The sequence below is a fragment of the Mycolicibacter hiberniae genome (genome assembly GCF_010729485.1).
GTDB classification, from domain to species: Bacteria; Actinomycetota; Actinomycetes; order Mycobacteriales; family Mycobacteriaceae; genus Mycobacterium; species Mycobacterium hiberniae.
In genome coordinates this window covers 3,582,779-3,604,393 of the sequence record NZ_AP022609.1, presented here as the reverse complement: position 1 = coordinate 3,604,393, position 21,615 = coordinate 3,582,779, and the positions used below count along the sequence as shown (strand labels likewise).

The window sequence follows — 21,615 nt, the reverse complement described above, 5'->3', positions numbered from 1 at the left end:
CAGCGCTCTGCGCCCTCGGCGAGGGGTGCGGAATTACCGCAAAACGCGTTGTGCCGCCAGGCAAGATGCTCTCGCCTGGCGGCACAACGTGCGTGTTGTCGGGCGGGTCAGGCCGCCAGTGCGTCCAGATCGAGGTCGAGCAGCGGAGTCACGTCGGCGTCGACCAGGTCCCCGCCGCCGAAGCCCTGGTCGGTCAGCAGAGCATCCAGCCAGGAGAACTCCGCGCTTCCCGGCGGGGGCAGCGGAGCGTCGGTCGGCGCGATCACCCCGGATCCCGTCAGGTAGGCGACGCCGCGCGCCATCAACTGCGTCACGTCCACAGTCAGGCCGCCGAAGAAGTCATTGATCTGTTGGCCGACAGCGGCCAGCCCGCTGATCAGGAAGATGTCCTGGTCGACGATGCCCTGCAGGAACTTGTCGATCTCGGTGACCAGCCCGTTGAGCACGTAGGGAATCGTGCCGACCACGGTGCGAAGGCCCAGCGCCAGGTCGTTGCCGATGTTGGGGTAGCCGTACATCGAGATCGCCGACAGCAGTGCCTGCTTGAGGTCGACGGGCTCCACCAGGCTTCCGGTGATCTCCGGGTCGGTGAACATCGGGGAACCGTCGAAGTCCGACCGCAGCGGAACGCCGAAGATCTGCAGGATTGTCGGCGTGATGTCGGCAATCGAGTAGTTCAGGTTCTGGCTGCCCGCCTGCGCCTCATTTCCGGCGAGGGAGAAGATGACGAACTGCGAAGTCTCATTGGGCGATTGGAAGCCGTGACCGAATCCCAGCGACTGCTGGTGGCCGTGGTCGGTGGTGACGATGACGGTCCACCCGTCGCCGGTTTCGGCCTGGGCCGCCGCGATCGCATCCATGATCTGCTGGATGTTCCCGCCGACATTGACGACGGCCTGCGCGTACTCCGCGGAGCCGCCCCCGAACGAGTGTCCGGCCTCATCGACCTGTACCTGGTAGGAGAAGATGAAGTTCGGAATGTCCGGGTTGGTCGTGGTCGCGAGGATCTGGGAGATGGTCTGTGCGGTGACCTCGGCATCGGTGTCGGCCCAGGACCCCTGGAAGGGGACGAAGAGGTTGTTGTCGGCCGGGTAGCCGCCGGCCTCGCCGATGTCGTTGATGTAGTCCCAGTCGGCGATCACCGAGGTGTTGACCTCGGGGCGGTAGTACTCGAGCAGGTTGAACACCGTGGGCCACGAGTTGTACGGCTCGGCCGAGAACACGTTGTTGATCACGCCGTGCTTGTCGTCCCACACGCCGGTCAGAATCGTCGACCAGGAGGGGCCGGAAATCGTGGTGTGGTTGACCTCGGTTGCCGCCCCGGTGATGCCCTGGTCCATCAGGGTCCGGAAGCCGCTGCCCTCGTCGTAGGCCAATTCCAGGATCTTGGACAGGTTGGTGCCGTCGGTACCGATCAGCAGCACGTTCTCGGCGGCCAACAACCAGTCGGCGGTGGTCGCCGACAGCCCTACCGGGGTCCCGACGGCGGCCCCGGTGCCGGCAACCAGGGTTGCAACGGCCACTCCCGACAGAAACTTCTTGGCGGATATCACGATCGGTTCCCCTTTGTCAGCAGTGATGGGGCTGATGCTCGAAGATACTAGCAGTTACCCAGCGAAAACTCAGGTTTCTCGGTAGGTCTCCTCACGCGAGGGAACCGTGGAAAAACCCGCGGCAGAGCGGGAAGCCCAAGCTTCGTGAGTGGACCGCGTCAGTCCACCAACACGTCGAGGTCGAGCACCGGCGGCACATCGACCTCGACCAGGTCGGGGACCCCGAGGTCGACGGCGGCCAAGGTCTGGTCGGCCAGCAACGCCTCCAGGGAACCGGTGAAATCGGCCGGCAGCGGCAGCGGTGCGTCGTTCGGCGGGGTGGCGCCGGCTCCGGTCAGGTATGCGACAGCGCGGCCCAAGTCGTTTGCCACGTCGATCACGAACCCGCCGACGGTGTTGAACACCCACTGGGCGCCCTGGGCCAGCCCGCTGATCAGGAAGATGTCCTGGTCGATGATCGACTGCAGGAAGTTGTTGACGGGGGGGAAGGCCCAGTCCCGCATGAAGTAGCCGGCACCGCCCGCCAGCGCACGAAGTCCCAGCATGAGGTGGGTACCGATGTCCGGGTAGCCGTAGGTGTTGATTGCGGCCTGCAGCGCCGCTTTCAGGTCATCGGGGAAGACGGTGCTGTTGAGCAATTCCGGGTCGAGCTGCATGGGGGTGCCGTCGAAGTCCGACCGCATGGGAATCCCGAAGGCCTGAAGAATCGTGGGCACGATGTCGACGGTCTGGTAGGCCAAGTTCTGGGCACCGGCCTGCTCCTCGTTCCCGGCCAGCGAGAACATGATGAAACTCGTCGTCTCATGAGGTGACTGGAGTCCGTGTCCGAGGCTGAAACCGGGCAGCTCCGGATTCGCCTGGTGGCCGTGGTCGGTGGTCAGGATGATGGTCCACTTGTCACCGGTGGCCGCCTCGGCCTGGGCCACTGCCTCCAGGATCAGTTTGAGGTTGCCGCCGACGTTGATGATGGCCTGCGTGTACTCGTCCGACTCGGCGCCGTAGGAGTGTCCGGCATGGTCGACCTGGGACTGGTAGGCGAACATGAAGTTCGAGAGCTCAGGATTGGTGGTGGTCGCCAGAATCCGGGAGATGGTCTCGCCGGTTGTCAGCGCATCCATCTCGGCCGACGAGGAACCGCCGGATATGGCGACGATGTTGTCGGCAGGGTAGTTGCCCGTGGAGGCGATCTCGGTGAACAGGCCCCGGCCGGAGATGACCGTGGTCTCGATTTCCGGCTTGTTGTACTCGATCAGGTTGAACACCGACGGCCAGGTTGTGTACGGCTCCGGACGGTAGATGTTGGTGACGATCCCATGCTTGTCGTCCCACACCCCGGTGAGGATGGTCGACCATGACGGCGTGGACAGCGTCTGGTGGCCGGTGAGGCTGGTGACAGCGGTAATGCCCCGGTCCGCCAGCATCTTGAAGCCGCTGTCGTCGTTGAAGGCGTACTCGAGGACCTTGTCGATGCGGGTTCCGTCGGTGCCGAGCAGCAGCACGTTCTCGGCGGCCAGCAGCCAATCGGCGGTCACGGTGGACATGCCCACCTGCGTGCCCACCACCGAACCCGTGCCGGCGACCAGGCTGGCGACGGCCGCACCACAGAGGAATCTCTTGATTGTTGTCACGATCGGGTCTCCAGGTCGAAGTGGTTGGTGTTGGCGCCGCCGGCTTCGGCGGATCAGCCCAACAGGGCCTCGAAGTCGAACAGCTCAGCCAGGTCGATATCCAGCAGGGACGGGTCGGAGAACTCGGCGCTGCCCGGCAGCGGCAGCGGTGCGTCCGTGGGCGCGACTACGCCCGAGCCGAGCAGGTACGCAACACCGTGCGCCAGCGTGTTGGTGACATCCACGGTCAGGCCGCCGAAGAAACCGTTGATCAGCTGAGCGCCCTCGGCCAGCCCACTGATCAGGAAGATGTCCTGGTCGACGATTCCCTGCAGGAATGTGTCGATCCCGGTCATGAACTTGTCGATGAAGTACGGCACGGACCCGACCACAGTCCGGATGGCGAGCTCGATGTCGTTGCCGATGTTCGGGTAGCCATACATCGCCAGCGCAGACAGGAGTGCCTGTTCCAGATCGACGGGCGTGACGTGGCTGTTCAGCACGGCCGGGTCGTCTGTCAGCGAGACGCCGTCGAAGTCCGAGCGCAGCGAGATGCCGAACAGCGACAAGATCGTCGGCGTGATGTCGGCGATCGAGTAGTTCAGGTTCTGGCTGCCGTCGGTCGCATCGTTGCCGGCTTGATCGAAGATGACGAACGACGACGTCTCGTTGGGTGATTGGAAGCCGTGGCCGATGCTCAGACCGGGCAGGGTCACCGTCTGCTGGTGGCCGTGGTCGGTGGTCACGATGATCGACCAGTCGTCCCCGGTGATCGCCTGCACCTGGGCGATTGCGGCCAGGATCTGCTGGAGGTTGCCTCCGAGATTCATGATGGCCTGCATGTACTCCTCCGACCCGCCGGCGAACTCGTGTCCGGCGTGGTCGGCCTGGCTCTGGTAGGAGAACAGGAAATTGGAGATGTCATCGGGGTTGTCCGCGGTGCCCAGGATCTGGGCGATGGTGAGCGCGGTGACTTCCGCGTCACTGTCGGCCGGGCTGTCCCCGGCCGGGACGAAGACGTTGTTGTCGACCGGGTATCCCCCGGACTCGGCCAGCTGGTTGAGGTATCCCCAGTTGCTGATGATCGTGGTGTTGATCTCGGGCTTGTTGTACTCGATCAGGTTGAACACCGACGGCCAGGCGTTGTACGGCTCGGACCGGAAAATGTTGTTGAAGACGCCGTGCTTGTCGTCCCACACGCCGGTGAGGACCGTCGACCAGGACGGTCCGGAGAGCGTCGTGTGGTTGATGATGCTTGCGGTTCCGGTGACGCCCTGTTCCATGGCCGTCTTGAACCCGCTGTCGTCGTTGTAGGCGTATTCCAAGACCTTGGAGAGGTTGACGCCGTCGAGACCGATCAGCAACACGTGCTCGGCGGTGAGCATCCAGTCGGCGGTCACTGACGACAGGCCCACCTGGGCCCCTACCGCTGCTCCCGAGCCCGCAACCAGGCTGGCGACGGCCGCACCGCACAGAAACTGCTTCACCTTTGTCACGATCAATTCCCTCACCGGAGTCTGCGGACACTTGGCGGTGATGCTAGCAGCTAGCCCCCAGGAAAAATTAAGCTTAGCGTCCCGGTTCGCTCATTTGCCCAGTAAGTTACTGAGGAATCAACGTTGTCGTCGAGGGGTCGGCGGGTCCAGGCGCCTGTGGACTAGGGAACGTCCCTGTCGCTGACCAATGTCGCGCGGAACTGCATCGCCCGGTAGGGCCAGCCCCGCGCGGTGTGCCACTGCGAGACCATCAGGCCCACCCCGCCGGGGTGATCCACCCGGGAACGCGGCAGCACGTAGCCCCCGTAGAGCTGGGCGATGCCGCGTGCGTGGTCTTCGTCCTCCCAGCCGCAACCGAGCAGCGGAAGCTGCAGCCGTGCCCCGGCCAGATCCGCCGCGGGCGACTCCAGCACCCGGTAACCCAGGGCATAGTGCGACGAGATGAACCCGCCGAGAACCCAGGTGCGCGGGGCCAGCCGGCGCAGGGACAGCTCTCCCCAGGTCTCGCCGGGTGGGGTGACCGGAACCGGGGGGCGGCCCCATGCGCGGCGCTCGCCGCGATAGCCCCAGCCGGAGTACTTGCGAGGATCCCCGAGATGTGCGGGGCGCACGCGCTGCAGGATGACGCCTTTGTCGCGCTGGAACCCGGTCGAGACCACATACACCCAACCGTCTTCGGGGTCGTAGTCCCAGGACCAGCACTGGGCGTGTCCGCGATGCAGTCGGGCTGCAAACCGTGTTCCGACGTTGTGCCAGGAGACGCCGTTGTCGGCCGACTGCCAGATCTCAGTCCACGCCACGTGGCCAAAGCCGCGGTTGACGATCGCGTGCAAGTAGAGCATCTGCTCCACTCGGAGCAGATCCGACGGGATCACGGTGCTGATGGCGTCGCGGTCGCGCCACGAGACCGGTTCGCGGTGCCGGTAGTGCCACAGTTGGCGGGCGTAGTGCGCCTCAATGCCGCCGGCCCGGTGGTAACGGATCCGATGGGTGGCGTCGCCGGTGCCGATCAGGATCACCGGGGAGCGCCAATCGCCCTGGCCGACACGGTCGCCGGCGAAGGTGTCGCCGAACACCGACACCAGCGTTCCGTTAGGCGCCAGCACCGACGCGCCGAGGTCTGCGCAGGTCGCGCCCCACCTGTCGGTGATGCCCGGGCCGGTGACGTCGGCCAGCTTCCCAGGGGCATTCCGAGCGGCGGGGCGCACGGGTTCAGGGCTTGCTGCGCCAGCCGCCGGCGCCCACTGCGATCATTCGAAGTTGTTTGACCGCAACGCTTTTGATCTCGGTGAGCGTCTCGGGATCGGGGGAGTCTTCGATGGCTTCGGCGGTGACGATCATCGCGTTGACGAACAGTCCCGCCAGGATGTTGAGATCCTCGGAGCTCCAGGCACTGAATGCGGGGAAGCGCGCCAGGTCGGTGGCAAGTTCGGAGGTGATCAGCCGGATCTCGGTGCGGATCGCGTAGCGCAGCACGGTCATTCCGCCGAAGCGCTCCCGGTTGATGAACCGCCAGTACTCCCGGCGGGAGCTGACGCTTTCGACCAGGACATCCACGGAGGACTCGATGATCCGGCTGGGGTCCACGCCGCCGGCCCGGGCCTCGCGCAGAGTCTCACGCAGTGCCCGAAACGACTCGTCGATGAGCACCAGACCCAGGGCGTCCATCGACTCGAAATGGCGATAGAAAGCGGCCGGAACGATGTGCGCAGCCCGTGTCACCTCGCGCAGGCTCAGCGCACTGAAGCTACGTTCGTCCACCAGGGTCAGCGCCGCGCCGATGATGGCCCGGCGGGTGACCTCCTTGCGTTCCTCGCGGGAAACCCGCTCCGGCTGCTGCTCGGGGCGCGGCGGACGCTCAGGGCGGGCTGCACGCTCGGTCCGCGGTGGCCGCGTGCGCCCACTTCTGGAATTCGGCGTACGACTGTTCACTGTTGTGAAGCGTAACACATCGGGCAAAGAAGCCTTGACTCGTTGTGAACGAGTGTTCACTGTGTACATATGTTCACTCAAACGTTGACGCGGCGGGTCCTGGGTTCCAGCCTGGTCGATCTGCTCACCGGCCCCCACGGGGTCGACCGCTACACCGAACTGGTGTCGCCGACATGGTCGCGACATGCCCGCGCCCGGGTGGTGGAGGTCCGCCGCAGTACCCCGCGCAGCGTGACGCTGCTCCTGCAACCCAACGACGCGTTCGCTGGTTTCAAGGCCGGCCAACACGTCAACCTGTCCGTCGACATTGACGGGCGCCGGCGCACCCGCTGCTACTCGCCGGCAAGCGCCGAGGGCCAGCGGCTGCTCGAGCTCACCATCGGCCGCCACGAAGGGGGCCTGGTCTCGGAGCACCTCTACCGCAACGCCCGGCCCGGGATGGTCGTCGGCCTGGACCGGCCCGCCGGTGACTTCGTACTTCCCGCGATCCGCCCCCGCCGGATTCTGCTGATCTCCGGTGGCAGCGGCATCACCCCGGTGATGTCGATGCTGCGCACGCTCAACGCCGAGCGATACGCGGGCCGGGTGGCGTTCCTGCACTACGCCCGCAGTAGTGAGGAGGCCTGCTACCGCGACGAACTCTCGGCCATGCCGCGAGTCCGCGTCCTGCACGGTTACACCCGCATGCCCGACGCCGGCGACCTGCGGGGCCATTTCGGTGCCGAACACCTGCAGGCCGCCATGCCAGACGCCGAGGCGGTCTATGTGTGCGGTCCACCCAGCCTGGTGGCAGCGGTGCGCGAGCAGCGCCCCGACGCGATCTCGGAGAGCTTCGTGCCGCCGGAGTTCGCGCCGGCCGGCGCCTCCGGTGGGCGGGTGACATTCCTCGACAGCACCGTCGCGGTGGTCGATGACGGCCGGCCCCTGTTGGAACAGGCCGAAGCCGCCGGACTGAAACCGGCCAGCGGCTGCCGGATGGGCATCTGCCACAGCTGCACGTGCCGCAAATCCGTGGGCACGGTTCGCAACCTGATCACGGGAGCGCTTTCCAGTGCGGAGAGCGAAGACATCCAGATCTGCGTTTCGGTGCCCGTCGGTGACGTTGAGATCGACCTCTAGAAAGGAGCCAACCATGTCCGTATCAGTTCTGACCCCCGACCAGGTGACGGCGCCCGAACAGCTCACCGAGGTTGTTCGCACCGACCAGCCCGCGCGGCTCGACGCCTTCGGCGCCGAACTCGACGCCCTGCGTCAGCGTGTCCTCGACGACCTCGGCGAGCGTGACGCCGACTACATCCATCGCGTCATCAAGGCGCAGCGCGCCTTGGAGGTCGGCGGGCGCGCCCTGCTGTTCTTCGGCATCCTCCCGCCGGCCTGGCTGGCCGGCACGGCCATGCTCGGCTTGTCGAAGATCCTCGACAACATGGAGATCGGTCACAACGTCATGCACGGCCAGTACGACTGGATGGGCGAACCGGCGTTGTACGGCAAGCATTTCGAGTGGGACACTGCCTGCCCCGCCGATCAGTGGCGGCACTCGCACAACTACATGCACCACACCTACACCAACATCGTCGGGATGGACCGCGACGTCGGCTACGGCATCCTGCGGATGAGCGACAAGCAGCCCTGGGAGCCCTACTTCCTGGGCAACCCGCTGTACGCCTTCTTGCTGATGGTGCTGTTCCAGTACGGAGTCGCGGTGCACGAACTGGAAGCCGAACGCATCCGCGCCGGTGAGATCGGGTTGGCCGACAAGCGGGAAATGCTGCGGGAGACCTGGCAGAAGGTGCGGCGCCAGACCCTCAAGGACTATGTAGCCTTCCCGCTGTTGGCGGGGCCGTTCGCGCCGCTGGTGTTTGCCGGAAACCTGACCGCCAACCTGATGCGCAACGTGTGGGCCTACATGATCATTTTCTGCGGGCACTTTCCCGAGGGCACCCAGGAGTTCACCGTCGAAGAGGCCGTGAACGAGTCGCGGGGCATGTGGTACTACCGCCAGATCCTCGGTTCGGCAAACCTGACCGGCGGCAAGTGGTTTCACGTCCTGACCGGCAACCTGTCGTTTCAGGTCGAGCATCACCTGTTTCCCGACCTGCCGGCGCACCGGTATGCCGAAATCGCACCGCAGGTACGCGAGATCTGCGAGCGCTACGGCGTGCCCTACAACGCCGGGCCGTTGCTCAAGCAGTTCGGCAGCGTGGTCCGCAAGATCTGCAAACTGGCACTGCCCTGGAGCTGAGTCAGCCCCGGGGGCCCAGTAGTGCGATCGACGCGTCGATGGCCGGCTCGGTGATCACGCCGATATCGGTGCCGTCCTCGACAGCCAGGGCGGTGAGCTCGCGCAGGCCGCCCAGCAGAATCACCGCCAGGGCCGGACTCAACGGCGGAAGGTTCGCCCGGCGAAACCCGGGACTGCCGCTGAGCTCGATCAGCAGGTTCGACATCAACTCCAGACCGTGGCGCTGGGCCGGCCGGGCAACCTCGCCCAGCGACGGCATATCGCGAATCCAGCTCAAGGTGATCGCCGGTCGCGCGCGGATCTTGGCGACGTAGGCCTGGACCGCCTGACGGATCTGGACCTGCCATTCGGCCTGGGGGTCCACCGCGGTCTGGATTCGCAGAGCCAATTCCTCGTTGTCCACGCGCAGCAGCTCCAGGAAGCACTCCTCCTTGCTGGCGAAGTGGTCGTAGAAGGTGCGCTTGGAGGTGCGGGCGGCGCGCACGATCTCAGCGACGGTGCTGGCCCGGTACCCGCGCTCGGTGATCGAATCGGCCAGCCCGTCGAGCAGTCGGCGGCGGAACGGGTCGACGGCGTCGGTCGCCGGGGCATCGATTGCCGGGATCGTCATCGCCCCACCTCCCCGCGGGTAAGCCTTGCCGCTGACTGGCACTTGAGAGTACCGTGTCCCTCACCGATTTGGTACGCCCCAGTACCACGGCTCACGTCGGGAGGCGTCGCATGACCCATATGGTTGCCGGGACGGCCGCGGACGCCATCGAGCCCCCCGACCCCCCGGCGATCAACCTGCCGCCCGGTCCGCGTAACTCCAAGCTGACGGCGGGACTGCTGTTCATCGTGTCCCGCCGCCGGGCCCTGCTGGGTCTGACCCGGCGCTACGGCGCCGCCTTCACCCTCGACGTTCCGATGTTCGGGCCGACGGTCTTTGTGACCGATCCCGAATTGGCCAGGCAGGTCCTGCTGACCAGCCCGGAGGATCTGGGCAACATCCAGCCCAACCTGTCGCGGATCCTGGGGGAAGGGTCGGTGTTCGCCCTGGACGGTGCGGCACATCGGCGGCGGCGCAACCTGTTGAGCCCGCCGTTTCACGGCAAGCGGGTGCGGGCCTACGAGCAGATCATCGTCGAGGAGACTCTGCGCGAGATGGCCACCTGGCCCATCGGAGAGCCGTTCGACACCTTTCGGCCGATGAACAGGATCACCATCAACGTGATCCTGCGGGCGATCTTCGGGGCGCAAGGCGCCGACCTGGACAAGCTGCGGATCGGCCTGCCCAAGTGGGTGACGCTGGGTTCGCGCCTTGCGGCACTGCCGATTCCGATCCGCCACTACGGCCGGTTCACCCCATGGGGCCGGCTGGCCGCCTGGCGCGCCGAGTACGAGGTCGTCTTGGACAAGCTGATCGCCGACGTTCGCGCCGATCCCGACTTCGAGAACCGTTCGGATGTGCTGACCCTGCTCTTGGGCAGCACCTACGAAGACGGCACGGCCATGACCCGCAAGGAGATCGGCGACGAGTTGCTGACCCTGCTGGCCGCCGGGCACGAGACCACGGCATCGACGATGGCCTGGGTCTTCGAGCGGCTGAGTCGCCATCCAGGGCTCCTCGACGAACTGACCGCTGAGGCAGATGCCGGCGGTAACGCGTTGCGGCGTGCCGCCATTCGCGAGGTGCAGCGGGTGCGCACCGTGATCGACTTCTCGGGACGGCATGTCTACGCACCCAGCGTCACGATCGGCGAGTGGGTGATCCCGCGGGGGTACTCGGTGATCGTGGCGATCAACGAGATCCACCGAAACCCCGGCGCATTCGACGACCCCGACGGGTTCGATCCCCAGCGCTACCTCACCGCCAGCCCGTCGGCGTTCGAGTGGCTGCCCTACGGCGGCGGAACCCGACGGTGCCCGGGCTCGACATTCGCCAACGTGGAGATGGATCTGGTGCTGCGCACGGTGCTGCAGCGCCTGGCCATCGAGCCCACCACAGCGCCGGGCGAGAAGTTCCACTCCCGGGGTGTGGCCTTCACACCCAAGAACGGCGGCCGGATCACCGTGCGCCGCCGCGACTGACGCCGCTTAGCGCTGGGGCGCCAGCTGCCAGTCCGGACGGATGTAGTGACAGGTGTAGCCGCCCGGGAAACGTTCCAGGTAGTCCTGGTGCTCGGGTTCGGCCTCCCAGAACTCACCGGCCGGGCTGACCTCGGTCACCACCTTGCCCGGCCATCGGCCCGACGCCTCTACGTCGGCGATGGTGTCGAGCGCGATCTGGCGCTGCTGCTCATTGAGGTAGAAGATCGCCGACCGGTAGCTGGTCCCGATGTCATTGCCCTGCCGATTGGGGGTGGTCGGGTCGTGAATGGCGAAGAAGAACTCCAACAGGCTGCGGTAGTCGGTCGCCGCGGGATCGAAGGTGATCTCGATGGCTTCGGCGTGGGTGCCGTGATTGCGGTAGGTGGCGTTGGGCACGTCGCCGCCGGTGTAGCCAACCCGGGTGGACACCACCCCGGGCAGCTTGCGGATCAGGTCCTGCATGCCCCAGAAGCAGCCGCCGGCCAGTATCGCTCTGTCGTAGTTGGTCATGCCTCGATTATCCGCGGCTATCCCCGTGCCGCCAGCGGATAGGAGCGGTAGCTGGTCAACACCGCGCTCGGCTCCCGATACGGCGGGGCCTGTGCTGTCAGCTGCGGGAACCGGTCGAACAGCGCCAGCAGCCCCAACCGGATCTGCATGCGGGCCAGTGGGGCGCCCAGGCAGACGTGGGGACCGAAGCCGAACCCCAGGTGGCCGGTTTGAGATCGGGTCAGGTCGAGCCGATCCGGTTCGGGGAAGACCGCCGGGTCTCGGTTGGCGGCAGCCAATCCGAGCAGGATCGGCGCGCCGGTGTCGATCACCACCGTCTCGTTCCCGCGGGCGATCTCGATGGGTGCGCCCGCCACCCGGGAGATCATCAGCGCCGGACTGATCATCCGCACCAGTTCATCGACGGCGTGCGGAGCGGCGGCGGAGTCGGCCAGCAGGTTGCGCTGCCCAGGGCTGCCGATCAGCAGCGCGGCCGCCCCGGTCAAGACGGCCGTAGTGGTGTCATGGCCGGCCGACAGCAAGAAGATGGCGTTGTGCAGCAGTTCGTCATCGGACACCGGCAATCCGCTGGTGGCCACCACCGACAGCAGGTCGTGGCCCGGGTCGGTGCGGCGCAGCGCCAGCAGGTCGGCGAGCAGGGCCTTCATCCCCGCGGCGGCGTCATCGGCGGCGGTGAACACCGCGCGCGGTGCGGCCGGCTCCAGTGCCGCGATCAGCGCCAGCGACCAGGCCGCCAAATTGTCCAGTTCGCTGTCGGGCACCCCCAGCAGGGTGGCGATCGCCCCCAGCGGCAAGGGCTTGGCGAACTGCGCCACCAAGTCGAAGCCGTCCCGATCCAGCCCCGCCGCCAAGGACCGGGCGCGGGCCGCGACTTCGGCTTCGAAGGACGCCAGCGCCCGCGGTGTGAACGCCCGGGACAGCGGTGCCCGCAGCCGGCGGTGATCGTCTCCGGAGCGGTAGAACAAATTGTGCTCCACGTGCGCCAGGTACGGGCGTCCCGGATCGAGCTTGCCGCGGTACAGATTTCGCCGATCGGTGCTCACCCGGTCATCGCGCAGCATCGCCAGCACGTCGGCGTAGCGGGTAAGCACCCACAGGCCTTGGCTGTTGCGGTGGACCGGATCGGCTTCGGCGAACCGCCGCTGGTAGGCCAGCGGATCAGCATGCAGGTCCGGGTCCCGGAAGTCGAAGTCGAGTTCCCCCATCAGGTGCGTTCGGCGATCCAGGACGCCACCAGATCCGCGCACACGGCCCGGCTGTCCGTCGGTTGTTCGAGGTAGTGATCGCCGGCGATGAAGTGGAGTTGCTTGTCGGTGCTGGCCAGCGAGTCGTGGATGTGGTGGGCGTCGCTGGGGAAGACTCCGGTGTCGGCGGTGCCCTGGATCACCAAGGAGGGCAACGTAATCCGTCCTAGATGCGGGGCGCCCTGGCAGAAGGAGGTCTGCAGGCTCCACATGGACAGCCAGGTCCGCAGCGTGCAGTGCGCGGCGATGTTGTACGGGGAGCGGTTCGCGCGGCGCGGATCACCCAGGTAGCACTGGTTGAGCGGGCGGTCCGACGGGTCCAGCGAGGGGTCGAGGTAGCGCGGGTCCGCCCACACCCGGTGCACCGAGAAGGCGCGGTCGTAGGCGCCGCCTGCCTTCAGCCGCTTCAACTCTGCCTGCGCCCACGCGGTGATCCGGTCGTTGCGGTCCCGCTGGGCCTGGCGGTAACGGGCGATGAATTCCGGGGTGTAGGGCGGTGCGTTCTCCTCGGCGTACATGTCCAAAGACGGATCACACGACAGCGGGTCGGACTCGTCGGTCACCGAGGGGTCGATCCACGCGGTCAACACCTCCGGCCGTCCGGCGTGGGCCTGGGTGGAGACGTACAGGTCGCCGGGGGGCAGGGCGTTGACCGCGTCGGGAACCGGGCCGCCGCCCACGGCGGTGATGTGCGGGTCGACGGACTGAGACTGGTAGGCGGCCATCAAAGAGCCGCCGCCGGAGTTGCCGAGCAGGACGACCACGTCCACACCGCGTTCTTCGCGCAGCCAGCGCACCCCGGCCGCGATGTCCAGCAGGGCATGTTCGAGCAGAAACAGCGACTCGCCGCTGCGGTAGCGGGTGTTCCAACCCAGGAAGCCGTAGCCGCGCTCGGCGATGAGCGGCGCCAGGTAGTGCTCGGCGAAGTCCACGTTGTAGTGGCTGGCGATCACCGCCACCTTCGGAGCGGCACCGCTCGGCGTCCAGTACAACCCCTGGGCGGGGTGATAACCGGCGGGGTTGACCACTCCCGACGCCGAGGTGAGCGAAACGAATTCGCGGGTTACTGCCACTACATCACTCCTTCGATCATGAACCGTCATCACGCCAGGTCACCGAGCGGTACCACGTGTCGGTGAGCGTCTTGATTGCTGCTTCTTCGTCCAGTTCGCGCCCGGCGACGTCGCCGCCCGCCACCAGCCAGACGTAGGTGAAGTTGTTGAGCATGGCGACGATGGCCGAGCCGACCAGCTCCGGGTCCGCATCGGAGGCAAAGCCCTTGCGCTGCGCCATCCGTACCGTCTGCGCCACCCAGTCGATCGCATCGGCGCACATGTCGCGCCAGCGCTGGGCGAACTCGTCGTTGATCATTGCCAGCTGGAACACCCCGACCATGACGCCGCGATGTTCGCGGTAGGTGTTCCAGTGCGCCCGTACCGACTCCTCGATGATCTCGCGCAGATCCTGACCCGGGTGCAAGGCCTGCACCGCACGGCTTTTGGCCAACGCGCGAAAATCCTCGGCCAGCGACGCCAGCAGGTCTTCCTTGGATTCGAAATAGTGATAGAACGACGCCGGCGAGCGCCTGGCCGTCGAGGTGATGTCGGTGATGGTCGTCTTGAAGAAGCCTTTGCGGGCGATCACCTCACGGGCCGCCTGCTCCAGGCGCGCCTGGGTGTCGCGACCGCGGACGGTGGGACGGGCGGCCGTGACGTCCGGGGGCGCGCCGTCGGACGGTGTCATCCCGGTTCCGTCCGGTCCAGGTCGGCTACCAGGTCCGCCAGCCGGCGTTCACCGGCGGGTGTCTGACCGCCCGCGGCCAGGAAACGCCGCATCTTCGGCAGCGCGGCACCACGGCCGAGCACCGACGCGAACGCCGAGCGCTCCGCCGCCAGGCCCGCGGCGACGTCCGGGGCGGCCAGGGTGGTCTTGATGTCGGCGATGTCGGCCAGCGGCACCGTGGCGATCCGGGTCACCAGCCGGTCGAGGAACGGTGCGACGGCGTCGGGGGCCAGTGCCCGGTTGACCAGCCCGTAGCGTTCGGCCAGCCCGGCATCGAGGTCGTCATGGGCGAGGATGACCTCCAACGCGCGGCCCCGTCCCAGCAGCCGAAGCAGGTGCTGCGGACCCGAACCGGCCGGGATGACCCCGATCCCGGTCTCGATCTGATTGAACACCGCCCGGCCGGTGACAGCGAACCGCAGATCGAGGTTGACCAGCAGCTCCATCCCGCCGCCGGCCACCCGCCCGGCGACCACCCCCACGGTGACCTGGTCGAGTGCACGGAAGGCGCCGGCCAGGTCTTGAAAAGAGCCGACGGCCGCCTCGGGGTCGTCGACCGAGGCGGCCAGCAGAGCCAGGTCGACGTGGGCGATGAAGAAGTCGGGGTTTGCACTTTCCAGTACCACCACCCGGATGTCCCGGCCGGCCGGTGACCGCAACCAATTCACCAGGCGCCACAGGTCGCCCATCATCGCGGCGTCCATCATGTTGATCTCGCCGTGATCGATGAGCACTCGAACCGCCGGCCCGGTGCGGGTGACGGCCAGCGTGGTCAGCGAATCCAGGCCCATGGGGTGCGGGCTCAGCCGAGGCGGGTGGTGGTCGAGCTCGACGTGACCACTTTGGGATCCGCCGCTCGGGCGGTGCTTGTCAGCAAGGCGCGCGCCTTCTCCGGGTCGCTTTCGAAACCGGGTGTGTCGCGGCACAATTCGACCATGATCCCGTTGGGATCCAGGTAGTACAGCGAGTGGCACCAGCCGTGGTCGACATCCATCAACGCCTTGACCCCGGCGGCGTCCATGCGGGCCCGGACTTCGTTCTGCTTCTCCTCGGTTGCCCGGAAGGCCACGTGATTCACCCAGACCGGCAGCCCGTTCGGGCGTGAGAGCGAACTCGACCAGTCGGGCTTCTCGCCGACTCCGTGCAGGTCGAAGAAGGCGATGCAGGATCCGTCGCCGAGGTCGTAGAACACATGCCGGAAGTAGCCGTCCTGCAGGTGCTCGACCTCGGTGTGCACCAGCGGGAATCCCAGCAGGTCCTCGTAGAAATGGTGAGTGGCTTCCAGGTCTGCGCAGGCGTAGGCCGCGTGATGCAGGCCGACGGCGGGTTTGGGGGCAGTCACGTGGGCGGTTACCTCCTCACGGCCCGCGGTGGGCCGGCGGCGCCACCGTAACACCGTTTCGAATTTAAACCCAGATTCGATTTCGGTGGCGTCCGCTCTCGACAACACTGCTAGAACGTGTTCTAGTTCATCGCATGACGAATCCGCAGTTCAGCCGTGCAGAACTGGCGGCCGCATTCGATGTGTTCGAGCAGACCGTCGCCCGCGCCGCCGAAACCAAGGACTGGGACGCCTGGGCCGGCCATTACACCCCTGACGTCGAATATGTCGAGCATGCGATGGGAACCATGCACGGGCGCGACGAGGTGCGCAGCTGGATCCGCAAGACCATGTCCAGCTTCCCGGGCAGCCACATGACCGAATTTCCGTCAGTGTGGTCGGTCATCGACGAGGCCGGCGGCCGCATCATCTGCGAACTGGACAATCCGATGCGCGATCCGGGCGACGGCACCATCATCAGCGCGACCAACATCTCGATCATCACCTACGCCGGTGACGGCCTGTGGCGCCGCCAGGAGGACGTCTACAACCCACTGCGCTTCGTCTCCGCGACGATGAAGTGGTGCCGCAAAGCCCAGGAACTGGGCACCCTCGACGATGAAGCGGCCGCCTGGATGCGGCAGTTCGGAGGCAACGCGTGAGCCCCAAGCCCAAGCTGGTCATCGGCGCCAACGGATTTTTGGGGTCGCACGTCACGCGGCAGCTTGTCGACGCCGGCGAAGACGTGCGGGTCATGGTGCGTCCGAACGCCAACACCATCGCCATCGACCACCTCGACGTCACCCGGTTCCACGGCGACGTCTTCGACTCCGCCACGTTGGCGCAGGCGATGGCCGGTTGCGACGACGTCTACTACTGCGTGGTCGACACGCGCGCCTGGCTGCGCGATCCCAGCCCGCTGTTTCGCACCAACGTTGAGGGCACCCGCAACGTGCTGGCGGTCGCCAAAGACGCCGGGCTGCGCCGGTTCGTGTTCACCAGCAGCTACGCCACGGTGGGCCGGCGCCGCGGCCGCGTGGCCACCGAGGACGACATCATCGACCAGCCTGGCCTGACGCCCTATGTGCAGTCCCGGGTACAGGCCGAGGAACTGGTGCTGCGCAGCGTCGCCGAGGCGGGCGTGCCCGCGGTGGCGATGTGCGTGTCGACCACCTACGGCGACGGCGACTGGGGCCGGACGCCGCACGGGGCGTTCATCGCCGGGGCGGCCTTCGGCAAACTGCCGTTTCTCATGAAGGGGATCGAGCTTGAAGTGGTCGGGGTCGACGACGCCGCCCGCGCAATGATTCTGGCCGCCGAGCGGGGCCGCAATGGACAGCGCTACCTGATCTCCGAGCGGCTGATTGCGCTGCAGGAGGTGGTAGAGATCGCGGCCGACGAAGCCGGTGTGCCCCCGCCGGCGCGCTCGATCTCGGTGCCGGTCCTGTATGCGCTGGGCGCACTGGGCAGCCTTCGGGCGCGGTTGACGGGCAAGGACGCCGAGCTGAGCCTGAAGTCGGTTCAGATGATGCGCGCCGAGGCGCCGGTGGATCACAGCAAGGCGGTACGTGAGCTCGGCTGGCAGCCACGACCGGTCGAGGAATCGATCCGGGAGGCGGCGCGTTTCTGGGTGAAGCTGCGCGATGCCAGAAAGCGAGGTAGCCCCGCATGACCCCACGACCGATCCACACCCCGACCGCCGAATATCCGATCACCGTGACCCCGACGGGTCGACGGGTCACGGTGCGCATCGGCGGCGAGCTCGTCGCCGACAGCGCCGACGCCCTGACGCTGCAGGAATCCACGCGTCCTGCCGTCCAGTACATTCCGCTGGCCGATGTGCGGCGCGACATGCTCACTCGGACCGCGACCACCAGCTACTGCCCGTTCAAGGGCGATGCCGCCTACTACAGCGTGAACACCCCGGACGGCCAGACCGTCGCCGATGCGGCGTGGACCTACGAACAGCCGTTTCCGGCGGTCGCGGATATCGCCGGACACATCGCGTTCTACCCGGCCAAGGCAGATATCGCCGTCGCCGACGCCTAGAGGCCCAGCACCTGGCCGGCGTACCGGGTATCGGTGAACTCGCGGACCGAGACGATCCGCCCATCATGGGTGTCGATGATGAACACCACCGGACTGTCATAGTGCGAACCGTCGGCGGTCACACAGTCACCCAACGCTTCGATCACGACTGTTTCGTGTTCGTTGATGCAGCGCAGCAGGTCCAGGCCCACCCGCAGGCCCATTCGGCGCTGCTCGACCTGCAGCCGCAGCGCGTCCTTGTCGATGGCCTCGCGGGTCAGGATGCTCCAGTAGGTGAAATCGTCACTGACCAGCGTGAAGATCTCATCGAGGTCATCGTCGCCACAAAGGCCCTGCAGAAACATCCATGCCAGTTCCGCCTGCGGATCATCAAAAGGGGTGGACACCACACCATCGTGGCGTGGCCGCGCGCGGCGGTCAACGCGGGCCGGCAATCCTTATGATCGCGTCATCAGTACTTCGCTTTGCCGCACCGTCGTCTTCCCCGGCCCGGCCAGTCCCGGGCTGACGTTGGCCCCGCTGCGCCGCGGGCCGGGCGACCCGTGCCTGCAGATGGCCGACGGCGCGATCTGGCGAACCAGCCTGATGCCCAGCGGGCCGGTGACTGCGCGCATCACCCGAGCGGCTCCCGACGCGGTGGACTGTGCTGCGTGGGGCGCCGGTGCCGCGGAGTTCCTCGAAGGGTTACCGGGTTTGCTGGGCGTCCATGACGAGGCGGCGGACTTCGCCCCGACCGAGCCGACGGTGCGTGCCGCCCACCGGCGGGTGCCGCACCTGCGGCTCGGCCGCACCGGCCGAGTGCTCGAGTCGCTCATCCCCGCGGTGCTCGAGCAACGAGTGCCCGGGGTCGATGCCTTTCAGGCCTGGCGGATGCTGGTCACCGAGTTCGGCTCGCCGGCACCCGGCCCGGCGCCGGAACTCATGCGGGTGCCGCCGCCGGCGCAGACCTGGCGGAGCATCCCATCGTGGAAGTTCCACCGCGCCAACGTTGATGGGGGACGGGCCCGCACCATCGTGGGTTGCGCGCAACGTGCGGTCGCCTTGGAAAAGCTGGCGAGCCGCCCCGCCGCCCAGGCCCGTGCGGCGCTGATGTCGCTGCCCGGCGTGGGGCAGTGGACCGCGGCCGAAACCGCGCAGCGGGCATTCGGCGATGCCGATGCCCTGTCGGTCGGCGACTATCACCTGGCAACGATGGTCGGCCGTACGCTACTCGGGCATCCGATCGATGACGCCGCGATGACCGAACTTCTGGAGCCGATGCGGCCGCACCGGCACCGGGTGGTGCGGTTGCTGATCGAAAGCGGTCTGGCTGTGAGTCAACGACGTGGCCCGCGATTGGCGCTACAACGCATCAGCTCGTTGTAGACGACGCCCCGCGGGGGCTGTCGATGCCGGCGGGAAACCGGCCGGTGTCGAGCGCAGTGAGCAACTGTGCGGTGATCCACGCCATCGTGGAGTTGTCGCGGGGCAGCAGAGCCTGCTCGTAGCCCACCAGCAGGTACATCGCGCAGCTGGCGAACAGATGCGCCGAGCGCTGGTTATGCAGGATTTCCAGGGCCGACTCGAAGACGATGTCGTAGCGGTGCTGATCCACCTCGGCCTGCACCGCATGGACTCGGGGATCCGCCGAGCCCCAGGCGCGGATCGCGGATTCGGCGCTGTGCGGCAACGTCAGTCCGAGCTGGATCAGGGTGTCGAGGCGCTGCCGGGGATCGGGTATCGCCCGCGCGGACTCCGCCTGCTGGATCGTGCGGACTTCCCGCCAGTGCTGGACCAGCTCGCGCGTGTACACCGGCCAACTGGTGAAGTAGTGGTAGAACGAGCCCGTCGTCACGCCGAGCCGATTGCACACTTCGGCCAGCTTGAGGCCCCCGTGGCCAAGCTCGGCAAGCACCTCGAGTCCTGTCTCGAAGTACGCCTGACGGGAGAGAATCGCGGCCATAAGTTGACTTTAGTTGGCCGGACGCCATTGGTATACAGCACAGCGAACTATTAAGTTAATCTGCATTTTGCAATTCCGGGTGGACACCAGCCCTGCCCGTGAAACACTTGTCCGGTGCCGAATTCTGCATTCCGCAGAGTGGGGCGGCCTCGGGGGGCGCGCTCCGGCGTGACGCGTGAGCGCATCGTGTCCGCCGCCAGCGGTGTGTTCGGCGAAGTCGGTTACCACGCAACGACGTTTCAGGCCGTGGCGGAACGCGCGCAGGTCACCCGGCCGGCCGTCAACCATTACTTCCCGCGCAAGCAGCTGCTCTATCAGGAGGTTCTGACCCAGGCGGCGGCCCTGCTCCAGAAGGCCGTCGAGGAGGCGCGTTCGCAACGCACCCTGGTGGGGCAGCTGTCGTCGGTGGTGGCGTCGTTCGTCCGGCTCGCCGAAGAAAACCACACGGTGGCGGCGTTCGTGGTCACCGCCGTGGTGGACGCCCAGCGTGATCCCGCCTTGCGGTCGCTGGTCGGTGCCATTCAACTGCCGACGCAATCATTCCTGGTCGAGGCGCTCAGCGAGGCGATCGAGCGGGGAGAGCTGGTCACCGACTCGGGCGTCGCCGAGTTGACCGAGATGCTGCTGGCCGTGTTGTGGGGGGTCACGTCCTACATCTCCCTGGTGGGTGCCTCGGCGGGCGTGGTGGACAGTTTTCAGGCGCTGCTGGCGCAGGATCTCTGGCGGTTGCGTCAGCCGGTGGACAGGCGGGGTTAATAGCCCGGCTAACTTTCGTCGGTAGCATGGTCTTCGACATCGGCCGTGACCCGAACGAGGTAACACCATGAGCGCTCTGCGTACCCACAACGACACCTGGGATATCGCCACCAGTGTCGGTTCCACGGCGGTGATGGTCGCTGCCGCCCGCGCAGCCGAGACCGCCGGCCCCGACCCGCTGATCCGCGACCCCTACGCCCAACTGCTGGTTGCCGGGGCCGGTACCGGCGTCTGGGAGATGCTGCTCGACGAGGAGTTGGTCGCCAAGGTGGAGGCCATCGACCCCGAGGTCGCCGCGATGTACCACCACATGCGCAACTACCAGGCGGTCCGCACGCATTTCTTCGACGCCTACTTCAACGATGCTGCCGCGTCGGGTATTCGGCAGATCGTGATTCTTGCTTCCGGCTTGGACTCACGGGCGTACCGACTGCAGTGGCCGGCCGGCACCGTCGTCTATGAGATCGACCAGCCGAAAGTCCTGGCCTACAAGGAACAGACCTTGGCCGCGCACAACGTGACGCCGGCGGCTGACCGGCGCACCGTGGCGATCGATTTGCGTCAGGACTGGCCTGCTGCGCTGACCGCGGCCGGCTTCGATCCGGCGGCGCCCACGGCGTGGCTGGCAGAAGGCTTGTTGATGTACCTGCCCGCCGAGGGCCAGGACCGGCTGTTCGACCAGATCACCACGCTCAGCGCACCCGGCAGCCGGATAGCGGCCGAAACCGCGGGCAACCATTCCGATGAGCGCCGGCAGCAGATGTCGGAGCGGTTCAAGAAGATCGCCGCGGCGATCGGGCTGTCGGAGACGATCGACATCCAAGACCTCGTCTACCACGATGACGACCGCGCGGACGTCCGGAGCTGGCTCGATGAGCACGGCTGGCAGGCCACCGCGCAGTCCTCCACCGCCGAGATGCGCCGGCTGAACCGCTGGGTGGACGTGCCGATGGGCGAAGACGAGGATGCATTCTCCGAATTCGTCACCGCGGTGCGGACCTGACCGGTCACAGTCGACCCGGCATAGCGGACTCGATTCGTCCCCCGTATACAGAGAAGACCTGGAAGTTGGCGCTAGGCCCTTCCGAGGGCTGTTCTAGCGTGGCGATGG

Annotated in this window: 23 protein-coding genes; 9 read left to right on the top strand and 14 right to left on the bottom strand. The window is 66.7% G+C overall.

Annotated elements, in window-relative coordinates:
- Positions 1 to 107: 107 nt before the first annotated feature.
- The 5 genes from G6N14_RS17035 to G6N14_RS17015 all read right to left on the bottom strand — a co-directional run bounded on the left by G6N14_RS17035 (position 108) and on the right by G6N14_RS17015 (position 6,588).
- Complete coding sequence (locus tag G6N14_RS17035) at positions 108 to 1,553, bottom strand: alkaline phosphatase family protein (protein WP_085135996.1); 1,446 nt, start codon at positions 1,551 to 1,553, stop codon at positions 108 to 110.
- Positions 1,554 to 1,711: 158 nt separating this feature from the next.
- Entirely contained in the window at positions 1,712 to 3,181 is a 1,470-nt protein-coding gene (locus G6N14_RS17030; RefSeq protein WP_085135997.1) for an alkaline phosphatase family protein, read from the bottom strand.
- Between the two features lie 53 nt (positions 3,182 to 3,234).
- Complete coding sequence (locus G6N14_RS17025; protein WP_085135998.1) at positions 3,235 to 4,656, bottom strand: alkaline phosphatase family protein; 1,422 nt, start codon at positions 4,654 to 4,656, stop codon at positions 3,235 to 3,237.
- Between the two features lie 161 nt (positions 4,657 to 4,817).
- On the bottom strand, positions 4,818 to 5,864 hold the full coding sequence (locus tag G6N14_RS17020) for a glycoside hydrolase family 183 protein (RefSeq protein ID WP_085135999.1): 1,047 nt from the start codon (positions 5,862 to 5,864) through the stop codon (positions 4,818 to 4,820).
- A gap of 4 nt (positions 5,865 to 5,868) precedes the next feature.
- Positions 5,869 to 6,588 (bottom strand): TetR family transcriptional regulator, encoded by a 720-nt coding sequence (locus G6N14_RS17015; RefSeq protein ID WP_234808934.1) that lies wholly within the window; start codon positions 6,586 to 6,588, stop codon positions 5,869 to 5,871.
- Positions 6,589 to 6,657: 69 nt separating this feature from the next.
- On the opposite strand from G6N14_RS17015, the gene G6N14_RS17010 reads away from it, so the two are divergent.
- Together G6N14_RS17010 and G6N14_RS17005 are read left to right on the top strand one after the other, a co-directional pair.
- Positions 6,658 to 7,707 carry a ferredoxin reductase gene (locus tag G6N14_RS17010; protein WP_085136001.1) on the top strand — a complete coding sequence of 350 codons (1,050 nt, stop codon included), beginning with the start codon at positions 6,658 to 6,660 and terminating at the stop codon, positions 7,705 to 7,707.
- A 13-nt stretch (positions 7,708 to 7,720) separates the two neighbouring features.
- Positions 7,721 to 8,830, top strand: a complete 1,110-nt coding sequence (locus G6N14_RS17005) for a fatty acid desaturase family protein (RefSeq protein ID WP_234808935.1) — start codon at positions 7,721 to 7,723, stop codon at positions 8,828 to 8,830.
- Between the two features lies 1 nt (position 8,831).
- Here G6N14_RS17005 and G6N14_RS17000 read toward each other — a convergent pair whose 3' ends face one another.
- Entirely contained in the window at positions 8,832 to 9,440 is a 609-nt protein-coding gene (locus G6N14_RS17000; RefSeq protein WP_085136002.1) for a TetR/AcrR family transcriptional regulator, read from the bottom strand.
- Between the two features lie 119 nt (positions 9,441 to 9,559).
- Between G6N14_RS17000 and G6N14_RS16995 the strand changes: the two genes are divergently transcribed.
- Positions 9,560 to 10,900 (top strand): cytochrome P450, encoded by a 1,341-nt coding sequence (locus G6N14_RS16995; protein ID WP_407663177.1) that lies wholly within the window; start codon positions 9,560 to 9,562, stop codon positions 10,898 to 10,900.
- A gap of 6 nt (positions 10,901 to 10,906) precedes the next feature.
- Here the strand turns inward: G6N14_RS16995 and msrA are convergent, their stop codons facing one another.
- The 6 genes from msrA to G6N14_RS16965 are packed head-to-tail and all read right to left on the bottom strand — an operon-like array spanning position 10,907 to position 15,778.
- Positions 10,907 to 11,410: a peptide-methionine (S)-S-oxide reductase MsrA gene (msrA, locus tag G6N14_RS16990; protein WP_085136004.1), complete on the bottom strand. Its 504-nt coding sequence runs from the start codon at positions 11,408 to 11,410 to the stop codon at positions 10,907 to 10,909.
- A 17-nt stretch (positions 11,411 to 11,427) separates the two neighbouring features.
- Positions 11,428 to 12,657 carry a cytochrome P450 gene (locus G6N14_RS16985; protein WP_133054920.1) on the bottom strand — a complete coding sequence of 410 codons (1,230 nt, stop codon included), beginning with the start codon at positions 12,655 to 12,657 and terminating at the stop codon, positions 11,428 to 11,430.
- A complete protein-coding gene (locus G6N14_RS16980; RefSeq protein WP_085136006.1) occupies positions 12,615 to 13,757 on the bottom strand; it encodes an alpha/beta hydrolase in 1,143 nt (380 codons plus the stop codon). The genes G6N14_RS16985 and G6N14_RS16980 overlap by 43 nt, the downstream gene beginning before the upstream one ends.
- Entirely contained in the window at positions 13,744 to 14,397 is a 654-nt protein-coding gene (locus G6N14_RS16975) for a TetR/AcrR family transcriptional regulator (RefSeq protein ID WP_085136007.1), read from the bottom strand. The genes G6N14_RS16980 and G6N14_RS16975 overlap by 14 nt, the downstream gene beginning before the upstream one ends.
- Complete coding sequence (locus tag G6N14_RS16970) at positions 14,394 to 15,227, bottom strand: enoyl-CoA hydratase/isomerase family protein (protein ID WP_085136008.1); 834 nt, start codon at positions 15,225 to 15,227, stop codon at positions 14,394 to 14,396. The genes G6N14_RS16975 and G6N14_RS16970 overlap by 4 nt, the downstream gene beginning before the upstream one ends.
- Before the next feature lie 11 nt (positions 15,228 to 15,238).
- Positions 15,239 to 15,778: a VOC family protein gene (locus G6N14_RS16965; RefSeq protein WP_163787208.1), complete on the bottom strand. Its 540-nt coding sequence runs from the start codon at positions 15,776 to 15,778 to the stop codon at positions 15,239 to 15,241.
- Between the two features lie 134 nt (positions 15,779 to 15,912).
- Here G6N14_RS16965 and G6N14_RS16960 point away from each other — a divergent pair, with 134 nt between their 5' ends.
- From G6N14_RS16960 to G6N14_RS16950, 3 genes are read left to right on the top strand one after another with little or no spacing between them, the layout of a single operon-like run.
- A complete protein-coding gene (locus tag G6N14_RS16960) occupies positions 15,913 to 16,419 on the top strand; it encodes a nuclear transport factor 2 family protein (protein WP_085136010.1) in 507 nt (168 codons plus the stop codon).
- Complete coding sequence (locus tag G6N14_RS16955; RefSeq protein WP_085136011.1) at positions 16,416 to 17,429, top strand: NAD-dependent epimerase/dehydratase family protein; 1,014 nt, start codon at positions 16,416 to 16,418, stop codon at positions 17,427 to 17,429. The genes G6N14_RS16960 and G6N14_RS16955 overlap by 4 nt, the downstream gene beginning before the upstream one ends.
- On the top strand, positions 17,426 to 17,806 hold the full coding sequence (locus G6N14_RS16950) for a DUF427 domain-containing protein (RefSeq protein WP_085136012.1): 381 nt from the start codon (positions 17,426 to 17,428) through the stop codon (positions 17,804 to 17,806). Before G6N14_RS16955 ends, G6N14_RS16950 begins: the two co-directional genes overlap by 4 nt.
- On the opposite strand, the gene G6N14_RS16945 is transcribed toward G6N14_RS16950, so the two are convergent.
- Positions 17,803 to 18,192, bottom strand: coding sequence for a nuclear transport factor 2 family protein (locus G6N14_RS16945; RefSeq protein WP_085136013.1), 390 nt, complete (start codon positions 18,190 to 18,192; stop codon positions 17,803 to 17,805). The genes G6N14_RS16950 and G6N14_RS16945 overlap by 4 nt on opposite strands.
- Before the next feature lie 64 nt (positions 18,193 to 18,256).
- Between G6N14_RS16945 and G6N14_RS16940 the strand changes: the two genes are divergently transcribed.
- On the top strand, positions 18,257 to 19,171 hold the full coding sequence (locus tag G6N14_RS16940) for a DNA-3-methyladenine glycosylase family protein (RefSeq protein WP_085136080.1): 915 nt from the start codon (positions 18,257 to 18,259) through the stop codon (positions 19,169 to 19,171).
- Here G6N14_RS16940 and G6N14_RS16935 read toward each other — a convergent pair.
- Positions 19,158 to 19,748 (bottom strand): TetR/AcrR family transcriptional regulator, encoded by a 591-nt coding sequence (locus G6N14_RS16935; RefSeq protein WP_085136014.1) that lies wholly within the window; start codon positions 19,746 to 19,748, stop codon positions 19,158 to 19,160. The genes G6N14_RS16940 and G6N14_RS16935 overlap by 14 nt on opposite strands.
- Positions 19,749 to 19,934: 186 nt before the next feature.
- Here G6N14_RS16935 and G6N14_RS16930 point away from each other — a divergent pair, with 186 nt between their 5' ends.
- Entirely contained in the window at positions 19,935 to 20,504 is a 570-nt protein-coding gene (locus G6N14_RS16930) for a TetR/AcrR family transcriptional regulator (RefSeq protein ID WP_234808937.1), read from the top strand.
- Positions 20,505 to 20,571: 67 nt separating this feature from the next.
- A complete protein-coding gene (locus tag G6N14_RS16925; RefSeq protein ID WP_085136016.1) occupies positions 20,572 to 21,507 on the top strand; it encodes a class I SAM-dependent methyltransferase in 936 nt (311 codons plus the stop codon).
- Positions 21,508 to 21,615: the final 108 nt, after the last annotated feature.

Bases quoted from the DNA above. Each gene is read 5' to 3' on its own strand.
- G6N14_RS16975 (WP_085136007.1), bottom strand. From the start codon at position 14,397: ATGACACCGTCCGACGGCGCGCCCCCGGACGTCACGGCCGCCCGTCCC.
- G6N14_RS16935 (WP_085136014.1), bottom strand. From the start codon at position 19,748: ATGGCCGCGATTCTCTCCCGTCAGGCGTACTTCGAGACAGGACTCGAG.
- G6N14_RS17005 (WP_234808935.1), top strand. From the start codon at position 7,721: ATGTCCGTATCAGTTCTGACCCCCGACCAGGTGACGGCGCCCGAACAG.
- G6N14_RS16970 (WP_085136008.1), bottom strand. From the start codon at position 15,227: ATGGGCCTGGATTCGCTGACCACGCTGGCCGTCACCCGCACCGGGCCG.
- G6N14_RS16925 (WP_085136016.1), top strand. From the start codon at position 20,572: ATGAGCGCTCTGCGTACCCACAACGACACCTGGGATATCGCCACCAGT.
- G6N14_RS16950 (WP_085136012.1), top strand. From the start codon at position 17,426: ATGACCCCACGACCGATCCACACCCCGACCGCCGAATATCCGATCACC.
- G6N14_RS16980 (WP_085136006.1), bottom strand. From the start codon at position 13,757: ATGACGGTTCATGATCGAAGGAGTGATGTAGTGGCAGTAACCCGCGAA.
- G6N14_RS16960 (WP_085136010.1), top strand. From the start codon at position 15,913: ATGACGAATCCGCAGTTCAGCCGTGCAGAACTGGCGGCCGCATTCGAT.
- G6N14_RS17010 (WP_085136001.1), top strand. From the start codon at position 6,658: ATGTTCACTCAAACGTTGACGCGGCGGGTCCTGGGTTCCAGCCTGGTC.
- msrA (WP_085136004.1), bottom strand. From the start codon at position 11,410: ATGACCAACTACGACAGAGCGATACTGGCCGGCGGCTGCTTCTGGGGC.
- G6N14_RS16995 (WP_407663177.1), top strand. From the start codon at position 9,560: ATGGTTGCCGGGACGGCCGCGGACGCCATCGAGCCCCCCGACCCCCCG.
- G6N14_RS17000 (WP_085136002.1), bottom strand. From the start codon at position 9,440: ATGACGATCCCGGCAATCGATGCCCCGGCGACCGACGCCGTCGACCCG.